20 protein-coding genes and 1 riboswitch are annotated in these 17,728 nt (G+C 72.7%); of the genes, 11 read left to right on the top strand and 9 right to left on the bottom strand.

What is annotated here, in order from left to right; all coding sequences use genetic code 11:
* Positions 1-42 precede the first annotated feature (42 nt).
* From OHB09_RS28555 to OHB09_RS28540, 4 genes are all read right to left on the bottom strand, one after another.
* The gene (locus OHB09_RS28555) at positions 43-627 is read right to left on the bottom strand and encodes a TetR/AcrR family transcriptional regulator (protein ID WP_319350397.1); all 585 of its coding nucleotides are present in this window, start codon (positions 625-627) and stop codon (positions 43-45) included.
* Positions 628-682: 55 nt separating this feature from the next.
* Positions 683-1,399: an ABC transporter ATP-binding protein gene (locus OHB09_RS28550; protein WP_093597776.1), complete on the bottom strand. Its 717-nt coding sequence runs from the start codon at positions 1,397-1,399 to the stop codon at positions 683-685.
* Positions 1,396-2,523 carry an ABC transporter permease gene (locus OHB09_RS28545; protein ID WP_328922757.1) on the bottom strand — a complete coding sequence of 376 codons (1,128 nt, stop codon included), beginning with the start codon at positions 2,521-2,523 and terminating at the stop codon, positions 1,396-1,398. The genes OHB09_RS28550 and OHB09_RS28545 overlap by 4 nt, the downstream gene beginning before the upstream one ends.
* Positions 2,524-2,913: 390 nt before the next feature.
* Complete coding sequence (locus OHB09_RS28540; protein ID WP_006141104.1) at positions 2,914-3,552, bottom strand: TetR/AcrR family transcriptional regulator; 639 nt, start codon at positions 3,550-3,552, stop codon at positions 2,914-2,916.
* A 210-nt stretch (positions 3,553-3,762) separates the two neighbouring features.
* On the opposite strand from OHB09_RS28540, the gene OHB09_RS28535 reads away from it, so the two are divergent.
* The 8 genes from OHB09_RS28535 to OHB09_RS28500 all read left to right on the top strand — a co-directional run bounded on the left by OHB09_RS28535 (position 3,763) and on the right by OHB09_RS28500 (position 11,500).
* A complete protein-coding gene (locus OHB09_RS28535; protein ID WP_191851736.1) occupies positions 3,763-5,148 on the top strand; it encodes an MFS transporter in 1,386 nt (461 codons plus the stop codon).
* A gap of 36 nt (positions 5,149-5,184) precedes the next feature.
* Positions 5,185-6,120, top strand: a complete 936-nt coding sequence (locus tag OHB09_RS28530; RefSeq protein ID WP_006141101.1) for a 3-carboxyethylcatechol 2,3-dioxygenase — start codon at positions 5,185-5,187, stop codon at positions 6,118-6,120.
* Complete coding sequence (locus OHB09_RS28525) at positions 6,117-7,022, top strand: alpha/beta fold hydrolase (protein WP_328922756.1); 906 nt, start codon at positions 6,117-6,119, stop codon at positions 7,020-7,022. The genes OHB09_RS28530 and OHB09_RS28525 overlap by 4 nt, the downstream gene beginning before the upstream one ends.
* Positions 7,015-7,830: a 2-keto-4-pentenoate hydratase gene (locus OHB09_RS28520; RefSeq protein WP_328922755.1), complete on the top strand. Its 816-nt coding sequence runs from the start codon at positions 7,015-7,017 to the stop codon at positions 7,828-7,830. The genes OHB09_RS28525 and OHB09_RS28520 overlap by 8 nt, the downstream gene beginning before the upstream one ends.
* Before the next feature lie 2 nt (positions 7,831-7,832).
* Positions 7,833-8,297: a nuclear transport factor 2 family protein gene (locus OHB09_RS28515; RefSeq protein WP_006141098.1), complete on the top strand. Its 465-nt coding sequence runs from the start codon at positions 7,833-7,835 to the stop codon at positions 8,295-8,297.
* A gap of 11 nt (positions 8,298-8,308) precedes the next feature.
* The gene (locus OHB09_RS28510) at positions 8,309-9,064 is read left to right on the top strand and encodes an HpcH/HpaI aldolase family protein (RefSeq protein WP_213087787.1); all 756 of its coding nucleotides are present in this window, start codon (positions 8,309-8,311) and stop codon (positions 9,062-9,064) included.
* A complete protein-coding gene (gene mhpA, locus OHB09_RS28505; RefSeq protein ID WP_328922754.1) occupies positions 9,061-10,677 on the top strand; it encodes a bifunctional 3-(3-hydroxy-phenyl)propionate/3-hydroxycinnamic acid hydroxylase MhpA in 1,617 nt (538 codons plus the stop codon). Before OHB09_RS28510 ends, mhpA begins: the two co-directional genes overlap by 4 nt.
* Before the next feature lie 133 nt (positions 10,678-10,810).
* A complete protein-coding gene (locus OHB09_RS28500; protein WP_319118608.1) occupies positions 10,811-11,500 on the top strand; it encodes a TetR/AcrR family transcriptional regulator in 690 nt (229 codons plus the stop codon).
* A 28-nt stretch (positions 11,501-11,528) separates the two neighbouring features.
* Here OHB09_RS28500 and OHB09_RS28495 read toward each other — a convergent pair whose 3' ends face one another.
* A complete protein-coding gene (locus OHB09_RS28495) occupies positions 11,529-12,239 on the bottom strand; it encodes an SDR family oxidoreductase (protein WP_328922753.1) in 711 nt (236 codons plus the stop codon).
* Between the two features lie 202 nt (positions 12,240-12,441).
* Here OHB09_RS28495 and OHB09_RS28490 point away from each other — a divergent pair, with 202 nt between their 5' ends.
* Entirely contained in the window at positions 12,442-13,254 is an 813-nt protein-coding gene (locus tag OHB09_RS28490; RefSeq protein ID WP_040895722.1) for an SAM-dependent methyltransferase, read from the top strand.
* Positions 13,255-13,360: 106 nt separating this feature from the next.
* On the opposite strand, the gene OHB09_RS28485 is transcribed toward OHB09_RS28490, so the two are convergent.
* Positions 13,361-14,347: an NADPH:quinone reductase gene (locus tag OHB09_RS28485; protein WP_191890681.1), complete on the bottom strand. Its 987-nt coding sequence runs from the start codon at positions 14,345-14,347 to the stop codon at positions 13,361-13,363.
* 63 nt (positions 14,348-14,410) lie between these two features.
* The gene (locus tag OHB09_RS28480) at positions 14,411-15,247 is read right to left on the bottom strand and encodes an enoyl-CoA hydratase/isomerase family protein (RefSeq protein WP_191890682.1); all 837 of its coding nucleotides are present in this window, start codon (positions 15,245-15,247) and stop codon (positions 14,411-14,413) included.
* A gap of 107 nt (positions 15,248-15,354) precedes the next feature.
* Here OHB09_RS28480 and OHB09_RS28475 point away from each other — a divergent pair, with 107 nt between their 5' ends.
* The gene (locus tag OHB09_RS28475; RefSeq protein WP_006141085.1) at positions 15,355-15,747 is read left to right on the top strand and encodes a winged helix-turn-helix transcriptional regulator; all 393 of its coding nucleotides are present in this window, start codon (positions 15,355-15,357) and stop codon (positions 15,745-15,747) included.
* Between the two features lie 80 nt (positions 15,748-15,827).
* Positions 15,828-16,415, top strand: coding sequence for a histidine phosphatase family protein (locus tag OHB09_RS28470; RefSeq protein ID WP_167794189.1), 588 nt, complete (start codon positions 15,828-15,830; stop codon positions 16,413-16,415).
* Between the two features lie 72 nt (positions 16,416-16,487).
* On the opposite strand, the gene OHB09_RS28465 is transcribed toward OHB09_RS28470, so the two are convergent.
* Together OHB09_RS28465 and OHB09_RS28460 are read right to left on the bottom strand one after the other, a co-directional pair.
* The gene (locus tag OHB09_RS28465) at positions 16,488-17,249 is read right to left on the bottom strand and encodes a CbtA family protein (protein ID WP_191851746.1); all 762 of its coding nucleotides are present in this window, start codon (positions 17,247-17,249) and stop codon (positions 16,488-16,490) included.
* Positions 17,250-17,270: 21 nt separating this feature from the next.
* On the bottom strand, positions 17,271-17,492 hold the full coding sequence (locus OHB09_RS28460; RefSeq protein ID WP_006141081.1) for a CbtB domain-containing protein: 222 nt from the start codon (positions 17,490-17,492) through the stop codon (positions 17,271-17,273).
* A 35-nt stretch (positions 17,493-17,527) separates the two neighbouring features.
* Positions 17,528-17,673, bottom strand: a riboswitch (cobalamin riboswitch).
* Between the last annotated feature and the right edge of the window lie 55 nt (positions 17,674-17,728).

Genomic DNA, 17,728 nt, shown 5'->3' with positions numbered 1-17,728 from the left:
CGAGTGTGCCGGGCCCGCCGCACTCGGGTTCCGGGGGCCGTGTCACCCGGCGGGCCGGGCGAGGCAGCGGCGCACGAGGTCGAGCGTGCGCGCGGTGACGGTGTCGAGCGGGGCGCCGCCGTCGACGGCGGCCAGCGCCGTGTGCAGCATGCCGGCGATCAGGTCCGCGGTGAGCGCGGGCTCGGGGGTGCTGAGCTGCCGGACGGCCGCGCGGAAGGGTTCGACCTGTTCCAGGTGCAGCTCCCGCAGGCGCTCCAGGCAGGCCGGGGGGAGACCTGCGTTCATCAGCGCGGCGGCGGGCCGGTGCGCGCCTTCGGCACCGAGACGCAGGCTCTCCCGGAAGAAGGCCTCGATCCGTTCCACCGGTCCGTCGGCCGCGGCCACGGCCCGGGCGAGCGCCTCGTTGGAGCGCCGGAAGGCCTCCTCGGTGATGGTGGCCAGCAGGGCGGCCGAGGAGTCGAAGTACTGGTACACGCTGGAGCGGGCCAGGCCCGCGCGGGCGCCGACCGCCGCCGGTGTGACGGCGGCGGCGCCCTCGTTGACCAGGAGGTCGATCGCCGCCCCGATCAGCGCCTCGCGCTGCCGCGCGCGGTGTTCGGCGACGGTGGAGGCGCTGATCTTCGGCATGCGGGACGGACTCCTGGGTGACGGACGGGGCCGGGCGCGGGCCCACCGCCCCCGGTCAGGACAGCCGGCCGTCGACCATCTCGTGCACCCGGTCGGCGGCGTCCATTATCGCCGTGTCGTGGGTGACCATGACCGTCGCCGTACCGTGCGCGTGGGTCTGCTCGGCGATCAGCCGCACCGCCTCGGCCGAGCGCACCCGGTCCAGCGCCGAGGTGGGCTCGTCCACCAGCAGGACGGCGGGCGAGGTCATCAGGGCCCGGGCCAGGCCCGCGCGCTGGCGTTCGCCGCCGGACAGCTGGTGCGGGCGGTGACCGCGGCGGTGCGAGAGCCCGACGGCCTCGAGGAGTTCCTCGGCCCGGGCCCGGGCGGCGGCGTCGAGGCGTCCGTCGATGTGCAGGGGCAGCAGGAGCTGTTCGCGGACGGTGAGCGAGGCCAGCAGGTTGGACTGCTGGAAGACGAAGCCGATGTGGCGCCGCCTGGCCGCCGTGCGCTCCTTGTCCGAGAGGGCCGTCAGCTCGGTGCCGGCGAGGTGGACCTGGCCCGAGGTGGGCCGCTGGAGGCCGCCGGCCACGGCGAGGAGGCTGGACTTGCCGGATCCCGAGGGCCCGACGACGGCGACGAACTCGCCGGGTGCCACGTCGAGGTCGACGTGGTCGAGGGCGGTGACGGCGGCCTCGCCGTCCCCGAGGGTGAGGCTCACGTCGAGCAGGCGCAGTCCGCCGGTGCCCGCGGCGTCGGAGGCGGCCCCGTGTCGGGTGGAGGTCGTGGTCATCGGGTGGCTCCCAGAGCGGTCAGGGGGTCGACGGCGGTGATGCGGCGGACGGCGACGACGGCGCCCACGATGCCCAGGCCCACGAGGAGGCCCGCGGAGGTGGCCATGGCCGGGGCGGACAGCGAGAAGGGGGCCTTGCCGATCATCTCGCTCCCGAGGGCCAGGCCGGCGGCGGTGCCGACGGCCGTGGCGCCGAGAAGGACGGCGAGGACCTGGGCGAGCGCGTCGCGCAGGATGTACGCGGTGGGGGCCCCGAGCGCCTTCAGCAGGGCGATCTCGGCCTTGCGCTGCACGGTCCAGACGGTGAAGAAGGCGCCGACGACCAGGGCGGAGATGGCGTAGAGGAAGCCCTTGATCAGGGCCATGGTGCTCGACTCGGCCGTGTAGCCGGGGGACGCGCCGTAGGTGGTCTCCTTGCTGTCGGCGCGGGTGCCGGTCGCCTTCTCGACGGCGGCGACGTCGGCACCGTCGGCCAGGGTGAGCGCGACGGCCGTGGCCTGCTCGCGCGCGGCCTCCGGCAGCTCGCCGGGCAGGCCGTAGTGGAGGTGGCGCCAGGTGTCGAGGTCGGTGTAGACGATGCCGATGTGGCCGTAGGAGACCTTCGCGTCGAGCACTCCGACGACCTTCAGCGGGACCTCGCTCCTGTCGGCGGTCAGGACGTCCCCGACACCCACCCCGAGGTCGGCGATCTCCCGGGTGATGACGATGCCGGCACCGCCGTCGTGCAGGCCCTTGCCCTCGGTGGGGCGGGGGGCCAGGGGCGAGTCCGGCGCCATGCCGAAGACGGCGAGGTTGACCTGCTCGCCCTTCTCGGCGCCCCGGGTCACCCGGGCGTTGGCCAGCGTGTTGCCGAAGGGTTCGGCCCGCTTCACGCCGGGGGCCTTCGACCACGCCTGCCAGTCCTTCCGCTCCACGGTGGAGCGGGAGAACTGCTCGCTCGTGGCCGTCTCGTCGAAAGCCATGTGGGTCACGGGCAGTGCGCGAAGACCGGAGATGCCGGCGTCCGCGAGGCCGGAGGCGAGCCCGGACAGGAGCACGCCGAGGACGGCGATGAGGGCGACCACGGCGCCCATGAGGGCGAAGCGGCCGCGGGCGAAGCGCAGGTCGCGCAGGGCGAGGAACACGGGGGTCTCCGAGCGAGGAGGGGACGGGGGCGCGGGGCCGCCGGCACGGCCGGCCACGGCGCGCACGGCACGGCACGGCACGACACGCACGGCTTTGCCGGTATTTGACGACGCGCGTGTCGGCATCCTATCCGACGTTGCCGACACGACTGTCGGCACGACCGCCGGAACGCCGGTTCGCGAGAGGCATCCGCGCGACGGGGCGACGGGGCGACGGGGCGACGGGGCGACGGAGACAGGACGCCCCCCCGGGGCCAAAGGCAGGCGGAAGCGGCCCGCCGGCGGAGGCCGAGGGGCAGGAGAGCCGGTGAGGCAGGAGGGCCGGTGGGGCGCGCCGCCCGGGGCGGGCGGCGCGGGGTCCGGCGGGTCTCACGCGTGCGCGCCCCGCCGTCAGACGGTGTCCGCGTACTCCCGCAGGCGGGTGGAGACCAGGGACTCGAGCGCGTCGGCCGCCAGGTCGGCGTACCGGGCGAAGTCGGTCTCGTCACCGGCGGCCGCGGCCACGCGGAATCCGTCGGTCAGGGCCCGGCCGAGGACCGTCATGTCGTCCGCGAGCTCGGCCGCCACCTCGTCCGGCACTCCCCGGTAGGAGGTACGCAGCCGGGCGGCGATGAAGTCGAACATCTCCCTGCGGATGGCGAGGTAGCGCTGCCGCGCGAGGTTGTCCACCAGACGCCGCTCGAAGGCGAAGACGAGGCCGATGCTCCAGAAGGCGGCGGCCGGGTCGGTGAGGTTCCCGGAGGCCGCGGCCGAGTCGCCGATCGTGCGCCGCAGCATCTCGCGGAGGTCGCCGACGGCCTCGTGGGCCGTGCGCCAGACCTCGAAGCAGTAGTCGAGCAGTTCGACGAAGAGCTGCTCCTTGTTCTGGAAGTGCCAGTAGACGGATCCGATCGGCAGTCCGGAGACGCGGGCCACGTCGGCCATGGTCGTCCCCTCGTAGCCGGCCTCGACGGCACGCGAGAGCACGGCCTCGAGGATCGCCCGCTTGGACACCTCGGTGGCCTGGTGGGTCCTGCGTCGCGTGGCCATCGGCTCCCCTCACCCCTTCGTGGACTGCAGTTCTACCAAATTCCCTCCGGCCCTTGACACCGACGGCAGGCGCTCGTCATCGTAATGACGATTCTAGAACGTAACTTCTAGGTTTCGTCGAAGGAACGCGACTCGGTGCGCGGTCCACCTCATCCCTGCGGGCCACGGCGATGGCACGGGTCCGCTCTGTCCCGAAACAGGGGAAATTTCATGAGGATCACTGACCACATCCCGCAAGAGAAGATGAGCGGTCTGCAGATCCGCGCCATCGTCATCGCGATCGCCCTGGTCGTGCTCGACGGCTACGACGTCTCGCTCACGTCGTTCTCGGCCCCGTACATCGAGAAGGGCTTCGGGGTCTCCAAGGCCGAACTCGGACTCGTGATGTCCGGCGCCCTCATCGGCATGCTCGTGGGTTCGATCATCGTCGCGCCGCTCGCCGACCGGATCGGCCGCCGCAGGATGGGCGTCGTCTCCACCTCGACGATCGCGGTGGGCATGTTCATCGGCCCGTTCGCGACGCCCGAGACCGGGACCTGGCCCCTCGTGGTGAGCCGCATCGTCACCGGTGTCGGCGTCGGCTGCCTGGTGGCCGTGGTCGGTGTCATCCTCGCCGAGTACACGGGCAAGCGGGTCTACGCCCTGGTCATGGCCGTCTACGCCGCCGCCATCAACATCGGCGGACTGCTCGGCTCCATGTTCGTGGGCCCGGTCCTCGGCGAACGCGGCTGGGAGTTCGGCTGGTGGGTCGGCTTCGTCCTGAGCGCCGTCGCCGCCCTCGCCACCTACGCGCTCCTCCCCGAATCCCTCGCCTGGCTCTCCGAGGGCCGGCGCACCGACTCCCTGCTGCGGCTCAACGCGCTCCTGGCGAAGATGCACCGCCCCGCACTCGCCGCGCTCCCCGAGCCCGACTCGACGGGCGTCAGGGCGAAGGGCTCGCTGCGCACCGTGTTCACCGGCCGCACCGGCTTCTACACGCTGCTGATGATCGTCGGCTACATCGCCTACATGCTGAGCTTCTACTTCATGACGAACTGGGCGCCCAGCAGCGTGGCGTCCGCCAACCACGACCCCTCGCTCGCCCCGCAGCTCGTCACCGCCTTCAGCATCGGCGGCATCCTCGGCAACGTCCTCTTCGGGTTCCTCGGCGGCCGGATCAACGTCCGCCTCCTCGCGCCGGTCTTCCTGATCCTGGCCACCGCGACCCTGTCCCTGTTCGGGATCGTCGGCACGGCCATGCCGACCGCCTGGTGGACCCTGTTCCTCGCCTCGTTCTTCGTCTGCTCCGGCACCGCCGCCTTCTACGCGATCGTCCCCTCGCTGTACCCGACGCTGGCCCGCTCGACCGGCTTCGGAGTGGTGATCGGCGTCGGCCGCTTCGGCGGCATCGTGGCGCCGGTCGTCGGCGGCGCGGCCTTCGACGCGGGCATGGGCACGGGCACCGCCTTCACCCTCTTCTCGCTGCCCATGCTCCTCGCCGGTCTCAGCATCCTGGTCCTGCACCTCAGCCGGCGCGGCTCCGAGGCCGAGGCGGACACCGGCGCCGGCACCGACGCGCCGGATGCGCGGCCCACGCTCTCCCGTACGTCCGCATAGCGGCCGTTCCCCCCACCCCGAGAAAGGAACCACCTCATGCCGCTGGCCGTCGCAGCGCTCTCCCACGCGCCGTCCTTCGGCAACGTCGACCCTGGCGGGGAGACGTTCGCCGAGATCAACGCCGCCATCGACGAGGTCAGGGACTTCGTCGCCGCCTACGACCCCGACGTGGTCGTGGTGTTCGGGCCCGACCACTTCAACGGCCAGCTCTACTCGCTCATCACCCCGTGGGCGATCGGCGCGGTCGCCGAGGGCATCGGTGACTACGGCACCACCGCGGGCCCGCTCCCCGTCGACGGCGAGGCCGCCCGCGCCTTCCACGCCGCCGTGCTCGCCGAGGGCGTCGACATCGGGCGCAGCGAGCGCATGAAGGTCGACCACGGTGTGGTCCAGCCGCTCGACTTCGTTTTCGGCAAGGACTTCACGCAGCCGATCGTGCCGGTGTTCGTGAACGCGATCGGCCTGCCGCTCTCCCCCATGCGGCGGGTGCGCGAGATGGGCGAGGCGTTCGGCCGGGCCGCCCGGGCGATGGACAGGAAGGTGCTGTTCCTCGCCTCCGGCGGCATCTCCCACAACCCGCCGATCCCCCGCTGGGACGGCGCGCCCGGCACCGTACAGGAACGTCTCGTCGCCTACGCCCCCTCCCCCGAGGAACGGCAGGAGCGCGAGCAGATGATCGTCAGGGGCATCCAGGCGATCGCCGACGGCAGGGCCCCGAGCGACCCGCTGAACGAGGAGTGGGACAAGCTCGTCCTGGACACGTTCCGCTCCGGCGACCTCGGGGCGGTCGACGGCTGGGAGAACGGCTGGTTCGTCGCGGAGGGCGGCTCGGCCGCGCACGAGATGCGCAGCTGGATCGCCGCCTACGCGGCGCTGTCCACCGAGGGCCCCTACCGCTTCGCCGTCGACCGCTACTGGGCGGTCGAGAAGTGGGGCGCCGGCTTCGCCGTGCAGGCGGCGGTGACCGCATGAGCCAGACGCAGAACGCGCACTTCGCCACCCTGTGGGAGGAGATCGCGGACCTGGAGCACACGCTGCGGTACGTGGACGCGGGCGGCTGCCGCACCCGGGTCCTCGACATCGCCGGAGCGGGCCAGGACGCGCAGACCGTCGTCCTCGCCAGCGGCACCAGCGGGCACATCGAGGCGTGGACGCAGAACGTGCGCGCCTTCGCCGAGGCCGGCTTCCGGGTGGTCGGCTACGACTACCCGGGCCACGGGTACACCGCGCTCGCCGACCGTCCGCTGGAGATCCGCGACTACGAGGAGCACCTGCTCGCCCTGCTGGACGCGCTGGCGCTGGACCGCGTGCACCTGGCCGGTGAGTCGCTCGGTGGCTGGCTGGCACTGAAGTTCGCGCCGAAGCACCCCGAACGCCTGCGCTCGGTGATTCTGTCCGCGCCGGGCGGCCGGGTGATCGGCGAGCCGCAGCTGGACCGGACCCAGTCGGTGAGCGCCCAGGCGGTGAGCGAGCCGACCTTCGAGAACGTGAGGAAGCGTCTGCAGGTCGTGATCCACGATCCCGGCAACATCACCGACGAACTGGTCCACGTCCGCCGGGCGATCTACTCCCGCGAGGGGTTCAGCATGGCGAACGTCTCCGCCCTGCGGGAGCCGGAGCGGCGGTGGCGCAACCGCGTCACCGACGAGGACTTCGCGGCGGTGCCGGTCCCGGCGCTGATGGTGTGGACCGACAACGAGCCGACCGGCGACGAGGCCGAGGGCGCGCGCCTGTGCGGCCTGATCCCGGACGGCGAGTACCTGCTGGTCCGCGGTGCCGCGCACTGGCCGCAGTGGGAGGGGGCCGCCGAGTTCAACGCCGCGGCGGTCGCCTTCCTCCGCAAGCACGCGGGACGGGGTCACGAGCATGTCTGAGGAGAGGACCGGAGTGAGCGTCACCCGGGAGACCGTCAGCGGGATCGCCCGCGAGCTGTTCGAGGCCAAGCGCGGGGTGTACACCGTGCCGTACGTGAGCCCCCGGCTCCCCGAGCGCGACCTCGAGACCGCCTACGCGATCTCCGCCGAGTTCGCCGCCCTGCGCGAACGCGAGCTGGGCGTGAAGCGGGTGGGCCGCAAGGTCGGACTGACCAACCCCCTCGTGCAGCAGCGCGTCGGCATCGACGAGCCCGACTACGGGATCATCCACGACGACATGGTGCACCCCTCGGGCATGCACCTGCCGCTGTCCGCGTACAACCGCCTGCTCATCGAGGCGGAGGTCGCCTTCGTGCTGGGGAGCGACGTCCTGGACCCCTCGCGCGAGAGTGTCGAGGCCGCGATCGACTACGTGACGCCCGCGTTCGAGGTGGTCGACTTCCGCTACGCCGGCTCGGTGGGGCAGATCGTCGACACCATCGCGGACAACGCGGGCTGCAGCGGCGTCGTCCTCGGCGAGGAACGGCACGCCTACGGCGAAGTCGACCTGACGCGGGTGGAGATGGTCATCACCGGCGGCGGCGAGGAGATCACCCGGGGCGTCGGCGGCAATGTGCTGGGCGACCCGGTCAACGCGGTGCTCTGGCTCGCCGAGACCGCGCTCCGCACGGGCGAGCCGCTGCGCGCCGGCGAGGTGCTGCTGTCGGGGTCCATCGGCTACATCGAGCCGTGGCCCGCCGACGTCGAGTGCGTCGCCACCATCACCGGACTGGGTCGCGTGGTCGCGACCGCGGACACGAAGGGCTGAACATGAGCGACTACCGTCCCGTCGACGCGACCACCCGCGTCGAGATCGAGCAGCTCATCGCGGAGATGCTCTACCGCCTGGACCACAACAGGGCGGACACGACCTGGGAGCTGTACACCGAGGACGGCGTCTCGGTCGGCCCGATGGGCGACATGGACCGCGAGGCCATGAAGGTGTGGGGTGCCGAGCGGGCCCGGCAGACGGACCTGGTCGGCCGTCACTTCATCGGTGGCATCCGCCTGGTGCGGGACGGGGAGGAGGTCGAGGGCACCGTGCAGTACCTCACCTTCCGCGACACCAACGAGCCGCGGACGCTGCCCGCCTCGGTCGGCGAGTTCCGCGAGCGCTACCGCAAGGTGGACGGCCGCTGGCTGTTCGCCCGCCGGGAGATCGTGCCGGTCTTCGGCGGCCGGGCGGCCGCGGCCCACGCCGCGCGCCTGGCCGGACGAGAGGGGCAGGCGCGGTGAAGCGGGCGGCTTTGGGCGAGCTCGCTCCCGTCCTCTACCACCAGACCGTCGCCTCCTTCTCGATGCCGGAGTGGGCGGTGGCCGCCGGCTACGACGGCGTCATCCTCGACCTGCAGCACGGCGAGCTGGGACTGGAGGCGGCCTGCGGCGTCCTCCGCTCGATCCCGCGGGACAACGCCTACGCGTACGCCCGGGTCGGCTCGCTCGACCCCGCGCCGATCCTGCGGCTGCTCGACAGCGGGGCCCGCGGCATCGTCGCGCCCACCGTCGAGTCCCGGTCCCAGGCCGAGGCCCTGGTCGCCGCCACCAAGTACCCGCCGGCCGGCAACCGCAGCCTGGGCCCGTCCCGGCCCGCGCTGTACCCGGGCGACTCGTACACCGGGGCCGGCAACCGGGCGGTGTCCGCCGTCGCCCAGATCGAGACGAGGGCCGGCGTCGACCGCGCCGAGGAGATCGTCTCGACCCCGGGTCTCGACTCGGTCTACATCGGCCCCGCCGACCTGGCCGTCTCCCACGGCCTGCCCGGACGCGGCGACTGGGAGGACGGCCCCGTGCGCGAGGCGATCGCACACCTCAGGGAGGTGACGGCCGCGCACGGCGTCACCCTCGGCATCTACTCCGGCCGGCCGGAGTACGCGGCCGGCCTGCTCGCCGACGGCCTCATCGACTACGTCGGCCTCGGCATCGATCTCGTCCTGCTGAACCGCGCGTTCGGCGACACCATCGCCGGGCTGGACTCGGCACGATCCGCACGGAGCAACTCATGAACAACGCCTGCGACGTCCTCGTCGTCGGGGCGGGTCCCGTCGGCCTGACCCTGGCCAACCTGCTCGGGCAGCAGGGCGTCGACGTCCTCCTCGTCGAGCGGGAGCACGAACTCGTCGACTACCCGCGGGCCGTGGGCATCGACGACGAGGCGCTCCGTGCGATGCAGACCGCCGGGCTCGTCGAGGAGGTGCTCCCCCACACCATCCCGGACCAGAAGATCTACATGATCAACGGCGAGGGGGCGATCCTCTCCGAAGTGAACCCCACGACGCGGGAGTTCGGCTGGCCGCGCCGCAACGGCTTCGTGCAGCCGCTCGTCGACCGGGTGCTGCTCGCCGGCCTCGACCGCTTCCCGGGCGCCACCGCCCGCTTCGGCACGGAGGTCGTGGACCTCGCCGAGGACACCGACGGGGTGGTCGCCCGCTTCGCGAACGGCGAGACGGTGCGCGCGCGGTACGTCGTGGCCGCCGAGGGCGGGGCCTCCCCCACCCGCAAGCGCCTCGGCATCTCCTTCGAGGGCGAGACCCGGCCGACCGACGGCATCGTGATCGATGTCGCCAACGACCCGATCGGCACGCCCCACGCCGTCTTCGGCGGGGACCCGGCCCGCAGTTACGCCTCCATCGCGCTCCCGCACGGCATCCGCCGCTGGGAATTCACCCTTTTCGAGGACGAGGGCGAGGCCGACGTCCAGGACGACGAGTTCGTCCACCGCCTGCTGGCCCCGCACGTCCCGGACCCGTCCGCGCTGGACATCATCCGCCGCCGCGTCTACCGCCACCACGCCCGTATCGCGGGCCGGTTCCGCCAGGGCCGGATCTTCCTCGCCGGGGACGCCGCCCACGTCATGCCCGTCGTCGGCGGCCAGGGCTGGAACTCCGGGATCCGCGACGCCTTCAACCTCGGCTGGAAGCTGGCCTCGGTGGTCAAGGGCCTGTCGGCCGACGGTCTCCTCGACACCTACGAGACCGAACGGCTCGGCCACGTCTCGCAGATGGTGGCCGTCTCCCTCCGGATGGCGAAGGAGATGACCGACCACGACCCCGAGAAGGCCGCCGAGCGCGACCGGCTCGCCGCCTCCCGCACGCCCGAGGAGCGCGAGGCCCAGAAGCGGCAGGCGTTCAAGCCGCAGCCGAAGTTCGACCGGGGTGTCGTGGTGCACACCCCGCTGCCGGTGTCCAAGTCCCTTCCCGCCCGCGAGGTCCCGCGGCTGGCCGGCACGATCTTCCCGCAGCCGAGGGCCACCGACGCCGACGGCGTCGAGATGCTCCTCGACGACGCGACCGGTCAGGGCTGGCGCGTCCTCACCTGGAACAACGACCCGACGGCGTTCCTGTCGGCCCCGACGCGCGCCGCGCTGGACCGGCTCGGCGCCCGTCTGGTGCAGGTGGTGCCGAGGGCGCAAGTGCCCTGGGCGCGCAAGCGGGCCGCCCCCGACGTCACCCTCGTCGGCGACCTCGGCGGTGAGCCGAGCCTGCAGGCCTGGTTCGACGCGCGGCCGGTCGGCGCGGTCGTCCTCCGCCCCGACCACGTGATCGCCGCCGAGTGCCTGAGCCAGGAACTCGACGACGTGGTGACCCGCGTCCTGGAGGCCGCCCGCGCCGTCGGCTGAGCCCCGTGAGGGCCGGAGGGGGGCCGGAGGAGTCGCGAGCGGCGGCCCTCCGGCCCCTACCCGTTGGTATTCACGTTCTAGAATGGGTGTGTTGGGGCACGGGCAGGGACGACAGGCGGGCGACGGTGGCGGCATGAAGCAGGGCACACGGCAGGACGGCGACACCCGGGGCACCCGGCAGGCACGCTCGGACCGCAGCCGGGAACAGATACTCGGGGCGGCGCTCGACCTGGCGGTGGTGCACGGCTACCAGGGCACCACCATGGCGGCGGTCAGCACGGCCTCCGGCCTGCCCATCGGCTCCGTCTACTGGCACTTCAAGAACAAGGAGCAGCTCTTCGTCGCCCTCCTCGAGCACTGCTACGAGGTGTGGAAAGAGGTCCACTCGGGCCCCGAGGGGCTGCGCCGCAAGCTGTCGCGCGGGATCGCCGGACTGTCCGGCGCCGACCCGGAGCAGTACACGAAGGAGGAGGCGCTGCTCAAGGCCGCGGCCGTCTGGGCCCTGAGCCGGCAACTCGGCGGCCTGGCCGAGGACAGCGAGGTGCGCGCCGCCTACCTGCGGATGCGGGCGGAGATGTTCAGGGCGGACGTGCGGCGGATCACCGAGTCCCTGCCCGCCGACGTCACCCGGCGCTTCCCCGAGGTCGCCACGAAACTCACGGTCATGAGTCTGGCGCTCACCGACGGGTTCTACGTCCACGCCAATTCCGAGGTGCACCTGGACCTGGACTTCGGCGAGTACGCCGACCTGGCCGCGCAGGCGCTGGAGGGTTTGGTGGCCGGCTTCGCCCGCCGGGCGGCGGAGGAGGAGCAGCAGCGGTAGGGCGCTCCGCCCGGCGGGGCGGCGGGCCTCAGACGCTTCGGGTGAGCCCGCCGTCGACGCGCAGGTTCTGCCCGGTGGTGTACGTGGCCTCGCAGGCGAGGAAGGCCACCGCCCGGGCGACCTCCCGGTGCGCGGCCGCCCGGCCCAGCGGGATCGAGGAGGTCCACGCGGCCGGCACCGTCTCCGGGTCGGCGACGGTGTAGCCGGGGAGCACGTTGTTGACGCGAATGCCGTCGGCGGCGACCTCGTCGGCCCACAGCTTCGTCCAGGTCGTCATCGCCGCGCGCGCGACCATCGAGGTGGGGAAGCGGGCCGAGGGTTCGGTGGGGCTGGCAGAGGAGATGTTGACGACGCTGCCACCGCCCTGCGCGCGCATCGGCGCGAGCGCGGCCCGGCAGGCCCGCACCACGTGGTAGAAGTACAGATCGAATCCGGCCGCCCAGTCCTCCTCGGTCAGTTCCTCCAGCTTCCCCTTGGGGCCGTGGCCCGCGCTGTTGACGAGCACGTCCAGCCGGCCCCACTCGGCCACCACCCGCTCGACGGCCGCCTCGACGACTCCCGCCCCGGTGTAGTCCCCGCGGATGGCGAGGCCGCCGAGTTCCTCGGCCAGTTCGGCCACGCCCTCACCGCGCGCCAGCACCGCCACGCGGTGGCCGCGCGCTGCCAGTTCGCGTGCCGAGGCGGCACCGATGCCGCTGCTGCCGGCGATCACGAGGGCGGTGGGGGGTGCTTCGGTCATGGTGCGCTGCTCCTGGTGACGGGACGGGTGGAATGCGACTTCTAGAACTTATATTCCAGTCGAATTTACTCGCAGCCCGCACCCGACGTCAACGACGAACCCGGCGGCGGGAACCGGCCACCGCCCGCTCGCGCGGCCCGAAGTCCGCACGGAACCCGTTCACTTGATCACCACCGGCTGGACGGTATGTGAAGCTGTCCCCATGAATTCCTCAGAACCCACGCCCGGCGAGTTCAGGGACAGACTCCAGACCGATCGTCCGCACTCCGCGCGGGTCTGGAACTACCTGCTGGGCGGCAAGGACAACTACCCCGTCGACAGCGCGGTCGGCGAGGCGATCCTGGCGACCTTCCCGGAGTTCGTCGCCGTCGCCCGGCTGCAACGACAGTTCCTCGCCCGCGCGGTGCGCTTCCTGGTGCGGGACGCCGGCATCCGTCAGTTCCTGGACATCGGGACGGGACTGCCCACCGCCGACAACACGCACGAACTGGCCCAGCGCCTCGCGCCCGAGAGCCGCATCGTGTACGTGGACAACGACCCCCTCGTGCTCCGGCACGCCGAGGCGCTGCTCACCAGCAGCCGCGAGGGAGCCTGCGCGTACGTCGACGCGGACGTCCGCGACCCGGAGCGGATCCTGGCCGAGGCCGCGGAGACACTGGACTTCACGCGCCCGGTGGCCCTGACCATGCTCGGGATCATGGGCCAGATCTCGGACGCCGACCGACCGGCGGAGCTGGTGAGCACCCTGCTGGCCGGACTGCCCGCCGGGAGCTATCTGGCGCTGAGCGACGGCACGAACACCAACGAGGCGCTCACCAAGGCGGTCGAGGGGTACAACGGGCAGTCGGCCAACACCTATCACCTCCGGTCGCCGCAGGAGATCGCCTCCTACTTCGCCGGTCTGGACCTGGTCGAGCCGGGTGTCGTCCCCACGTCCTCCTGGCGCCCGGAGGGCGAGGACACCGGGACGGACGCGCCCCACGTCTCGGTCGCCGGGATCGCGCTGAAGAAGTGATCCGCGGGCCGCTCCGGGCCCGTCCGCCGGGGCACCTCGCCCGGCACACGGGCCCGGGGCGACGTACGGGACTCCGCTCCCCGTACGCGGTCCCGCCGGTCCCCGGTCAGCGCAGGTCGAGGACCGCCTTGCCGATGAGGCCGCGCTCGACGGCCTCGTGCGCGGCCGCCACCTCGTCCAGGCCGAAGGAGTGCACCGGCAGCGGCGTGAGGGCGCCCTCGCGCAGCGCGGCGGTGATCCCCTCGGCGGCGCCGAGCAGCGCGTCCCGCGGTGTGGTGTGGAAGAGCGCGAACCGCAGCACCAGGTTCGACCACATGAGCCGGAAGAGGGGCAGACTCGGCTCCTCGGCCCCGGCCGCGTAGGTCACCACGGAGGCTCCCGGGGCGGCCACGGCGAGGTCCAGTTCGAGGTTGTCGCTCAGCGAGACCTCCACGACCCGGTCGACGGGTCCGATGCCGTCGAGGATCTGCCGGGCCGCGTCGGGCTCGCGGTAGTTCACCACCAGGTCGGCGCCCGCGGCCTTGGCCAGCTCCGCCTTCCCGGGCCCGCTGACCGTCGTCACGACCCGTGCGCCGGCGGCCCGGCCGAGTTCGATCGCGAAGTGCCCGACGGCGCCCGCTCCGGCCGCGACCAGCACCGTCCGGTCGCGCGGTGACCCGTCGGCGTGCAGGGCCAGGTGCGCGGTCATCGCCGGGATGCCGAGGCAGGCGCCGAGCTCGTCGGAGATCCCGTCGGGCAGGGCGACGGCCCGCTCGGACGGCAGCACGATCCACTCCGCGGCGGTGCCCCACACGTCCCCCGTGGCGGCCATCCAGATCCACACGTGTTCGCCGATCCGGCTCGCGTCGACGCCCTCGCCGACCGCGTCGACCGTGCCCGTGCCGTCCTGGTGCGGGACCCGGCCGGTGTACCGTCCGACGGGCCGGAAGTCCTCCGGGGCGGAGTTCGTCCGCCAGTACATGTCGCCCGGGTTGATCGCGGAGAGCGCGACCCGGACGCGGACCTGGCCGGGGCCGGGCTCGGGGCGTTCGACCTCGACCACCCGCAGCACGCTCGCCGCGGGACCGGTCGTCTCGTACAGGGCTGCCCTCATCGCTCCGTCTCCTCTCCTGCTCGTGTCGTGCTCCGCTGCCCCCGGTGTGGGCCCGCTGCCGCCCTACACATCGGCGGCCACGGCCCGCATGAGCGTCTCCAGGGAACGCTCCCCCTCGGGTGTCTGCGCCCCGCGCTCCAGGGCTCCCGTCATGAGGCGGGCCGGCAGGTCCCCGCTCACCAGCTCCGCCCACGCGGCGTCCTCCGCCCGCAGGTCCTCGGTGAGGTCGTCGGGCGGGACCACCCGCTTGACGGCGGCGACGACCTCAGGGGGCAGCGCGGCGATCTTCCGCGCGACGTCGTCGACGAACGCGTGCAGCTCGGCGGCGGGCACGGCACGGTTGATCCACCCGTACGCGGCCGCGGTGTCCGCGTCCACCGCGTCGGCGGTGAGCAGCAGCTCCAGTGCCCGGTTGCGGCCGACCCGCCGGCGCAGGTACTGGGTGCCGCCGCCGCCCGGGACGATGCCCATCAGCGTCTCGGTCTGGCCGAGGCGCGCGGTCTCCCGCGCGGCGAAGGCCATGTCGGCGGCCGCGACGAACTCGGCGCCGCCGGCCCGGGCCGTGCCCGCCAGCTCGATGATCGAGACCTGCGGCTGGTGGCGCAGCAGTTCCCCGACCCCCTGGAAGAGGTTGAGGTGCGGATCGCGGTCCGCGATCTCCTTCAGCTCCTCCATCTCGTCGAGGATGTGGATGTCGACGTGGGCGAGGAAGAACTCGGGATTGGCGCTGGAGAACACGAGGACGCGGACGGAGCGCTCGTCCCGCACCCTGGCGAGGAGGTCGTGAAGTTCGCGGATCAGTGTTCCGCCGAGCACGTTGACGGGCGGATTGTCCAGGACGATCCGGGCGATTCCGGCATCGACGGTGACATGCAGCGTCGTGTACGGGGGCAGGTGCATACGTGTTCCAAGGTTTGCGGTGAGCCAGTAGGTTTGCGATGAATACCAACCCTGGGCTCCGCCCCGTCACGGGTCAATAACGCACTTTTCGACAACCAAGGATCATGATGGATACCAGCCCCTCCCCCCTGCCGCCCCGTGAGGCCCCGCGGTTCAGCGTCGACTGCCCGAGCCGGCCCATCCTCGACCAGATCTCCGACAAGTGGTCGATGATGGTCATGGCGGTCCTCGAGCGGCCGACACGGTTCAACGAGATCAAGCGGCAGCTGGAAGGCGTCACCCAACGGGTGCTGACCCAGACGCTGCGCAGGCTGGAGCGCAACGGCATGATCGGGCGGCGGGTGCTGGAGACCTCTCCGCTGGGCGTGGAGTACTCGCTCACGCCCCTCGGTGAGTCGTTCCGCGGCCCCTTCACGCACCTGCTCGACTGGACGATCGAGCACAGCGGTGAAGTGACGGCGGCGCAGCGGGAGTTCGACGCGCGGTCGTCGGGACGCTGACCTTCCCCGAGGGGGCGGGGAGCGGGCGCGCGCGTACCGTAGCCGGTACCTCCCCGACGACCGACAGCAGGAGCAGCCGCGTGACCAGCCGTGTCACTCTCCTCTCGCCCGCCACGAGTCCCTCGCTGCGGCGGGCCCTGTTCTACGACGGGGACGCGCTCGACGAGGCCGGGGCGGCGCGTGCCCGGGAGGCCGCCGGTGTGCTGCCCGCGCCCGCCCGGGTGCTTCTGTCCCCGAGCGCGCGCTGCCGGGGGACGGCGGCCGCGCTGGGCCTGGAGGGCGTGGCGGCGGCGGAGCTGGCCGGGCTGGACGTGGGCCGCTGGCGGGGCCGTGCGCTGGAGGAGGTGGCGGCCGCCGAGCCGGAGGCGATGGCCCGCTGGCTGGCGGACCCGGGCAGCGCGCCGCACGGTGGCGAGAGCGTGGAGGGCCTGTGCGCGAGGGTGGCGCGGTGGCTGGAGGAGGAGCGGGACGGTGCGGGCCGTACGCTCGCGGTGGTGGAGCCGGAGGTGGTGCGGGCGGCGGTCGCGGGCGCGCTGTCGGCGCCCGCCGCCGCGTTCTGGCGCCTCGACGTGCCGCCGCTCACCCTGACCGAGCTCAGCGGCCGGGCGGGCCGCTGGAACGTGCGGCTGGGCCGCCCGTTGACGCCGTCGGACGCCGACCGGGGGTGAGGGCCGCGCGTCCGCCGGGCCTGCGGAGGGTGTCCCGCCCGCACGCCGGGGTTCCCGGCGTGCGGGCGGGTTTCAGCGTGCGGCGGGAACCGCGCGAGCGCGCGCTGCCGCCGGCCGTGGGTCGAGCAGGCGTTCCGCCAGTTCACCGAAGAGCAGGCCGAAGCCTGCCCACAGGGTGGACTGGATGGCCAGGGCGGAGAGCCGGAACCGCCACAGCAGGGTGGCCGGGAAGTGGCTCGGCACCTCGTTGACGGCGGGCAGGAACGCGTAGGCCATGCCGATCACGGCGGCGAACGCGGCCACGGCGGTGACCGTGGCCCACCAGGTGCCCAGGCGGGGTGCCAGGCGCTTGCCGAGGAGGGTCGCGCCGATCGCGAGGAGCACGCTGAGCAGCATCATCAGGAAGTACAGGCCGGTCCGCCTGCCGATGGTGTCGGCTTCGCCGACGGAGGGCGGGTTGGCCGGGTACTTCAGGAACGGCACGACGTAGACGGCGAGCAGGGCGCAGCCGGAAAGCAGCAGCGCCGTCGCCCGCGGGGTGAGGCGGCCGACCCGGCCGAGCGCGTAGCAGTACGCGAGCGCGGCGATGCCGCCGAAGGCGACCCCGTAGACGAGGACGCCGGTGGCGAGGCCGGCGGTGGACTGCAGGGAGCGGGAGAAGACCTCCGTGTCGTGTTCGTGGGCGTGTGTGTGGGCGGGGACGTGCTCGAAGGCGATCGCCTTGTCGACGTCCGGTTCGCCGAGGAAGTAGGCCACGAGCAGGGCGAGTACGCCGGCGGCGAGACCGGCGAGCATGCCCCGCACGAGGAGGTTCCGTACGGTCGCGGAGTTCATGGGCGGGTGCTGTCCCCCGGCTCAGTGGCAGGGGAAGCCGAGCAGGTGGCGGGCGTCGTGCACCCACTCGTGGACGTCCGTGCCGTTGAACACGGAGGTGGCGCCCTGCTCGGCGCCGACGAAGTAGAGCAGGACGAGCATCAGGATGCCGAAGAAGACCGCCCAGGGAGCTATCGCCCTGAGCGGCAGCGTGGCGGGAACGGCGGGGGTGGTGGCTGTCGGCTGGGCGACGGTCTGCCCCATGGCAGGACCTCCTCTGGGAGTTCGCGTCCCATCTCGGTGGTGCACAGGACGACGGCCACGGGTCTGACTCACGGGCGCTCCTCGGGGGAGGCCCGCATACAGTGGCGCGACCGTGCCGGATTCCCACCGGCTTCCGTCTCGCCGTCGTCGATTCGGACAGACCGTACCGCGTGACGCGGACACGGCCAAGACCGCCCCGTCCGGCGTGATCTTCCTCTCTGCCGGGCGGAGTCGTG

The sequence above is a fragment of the Streptomyces griseoaurantiacus genome, assembly GCF_036189845.1.
Taxonomy (GTDB): Bacteria; Actinomycetota; Actinomycetes; order Streptomycetales; family Streptomycetaceae; genus Streptomyces; species Streptomyces griseoaurantiacus.
This window is presented reverse-complemented; position numbering and strand designations above follow the sequence as displayed.

Bases quoted from the DNA above. Each gene is read 5' to 3' on its own strand.
- OHB09_RS28555 (WP_319350397.1), bottom strand. From the start codon at position 627: ATGCCGAAGATCAGCGCCTCCACCGTCGCCGAACACCGCGCGCGGCAG.
- OHB09_RS28550 (WP_093597776.1), bottom strand. From the start codon at position 1,399: ATGACCACGACCTCCACCCGACACGGGGCCGCCTCCGACGCCGCGGGC.
- OHB09_RS28540 (WP_006141104.1), bottom strand. From the start codon at position 3,552: ATGGCCACGCGACGCAGGACCCACCAGGCCACCGAGGTGTCCAAGCGG.
- OHB09_RS28535 (WP_191851736.1), top strand. From the start codon at position 3,763: ATGAGGATCACTGACCACATCCCGCAAGAGAAGATGAGCGGTCTGCAG.
- OHB09_RS28530 (WP_006141101.1), top strand. From the start codon at position 5,185: ATGCCGCTGGCCGTCGCAGCGCTCTCCCACGCGCCGTCCTTCGGCAAC.
- OHB09_RS28525 (WP_328922756.1), top strand. From the start codon at position 6,117: ATGAGCCAGACGCAGAACGCGCACTTCGCCACCCTGTGGGAGGAGATC.
- OHB09_RS28520 (WP_328922755.1), top strand. From the start codon at position 7,015: ATGTCTGAGGAGAGGACCGGAGTGAGCGTCACCCGGGAGACCGTCAGC.
- OHB09_RS28515 (WP_006141098.1), top strand. From the start codon at position 7,833: ATGAGCGACTACCGTCCCGTCGACGCGACCACCCGCGTCGAGATCGAG.
- mhpA (WP_328922754.1), top strand. From the start codon at position 9,061: ATGAACAACGCCTGCGACGTCCTCGTCGTCGGGGCGGGTCCCGTCGGC.
- OHB09_RS28500 (WP_319118608.1), top strand. From the start codon at position 10,811: ATGAAGCAGGGCACACGGCAGGACGGCGACACCCGGGGCACCCGGCAG.
- OHB09_RS28495 (WP_328922753.1), bottom strand. From the start codon at position 12,239: ATGACCGAAGCACCCCCCACCGCCCTCGTGATCGCCGGCAGCAGCGGC.
- OHB09_RS28490 (WP_040895722.1), top strand. From the start codon at position 12,442: ATGAATTCCTCAGAACCCACGCCCGGCGAGTTCAGGGACAGACTCCAG.
- OHB09_RS28485 (WP_191890681.1), bottom strand. From the start codon at position 14,347: ATGAGGGCAGCCCTGTACGAGACGACCGGTCCCGCGGCGAGCGTGCTG.
- OHB09_RS28480 (WP_191890682.1), bottom strand. From the start codon at position 15,247: ATGCACCTGCCCCCGTACACGACGCTGCATGTCACCGTCGATGCCGGA.
- OHB09_RS28475 (WP_006141085.1), top strand. From the start codon at position 15,355: ATGGATACCAGCCCCTCCCCCCTGCCGCCCCGTGAGGCCCCGCGGTTC.
- OHB09_RS28465 (WP_191851746.1), bottom strand. From the start codon at position 17,249: ATGAACTCCGCGACCGTACGGAACCTCCTCGTGCGGGGCATGCTCGCC.
- OHB09_RS28460 (WP_006141081.1), bottom strand. From the start codon at position 17,492: ATGGGGCAGACCGTCGCCCAGCCGACAGCCACCACCCCCGCCGTTCCC.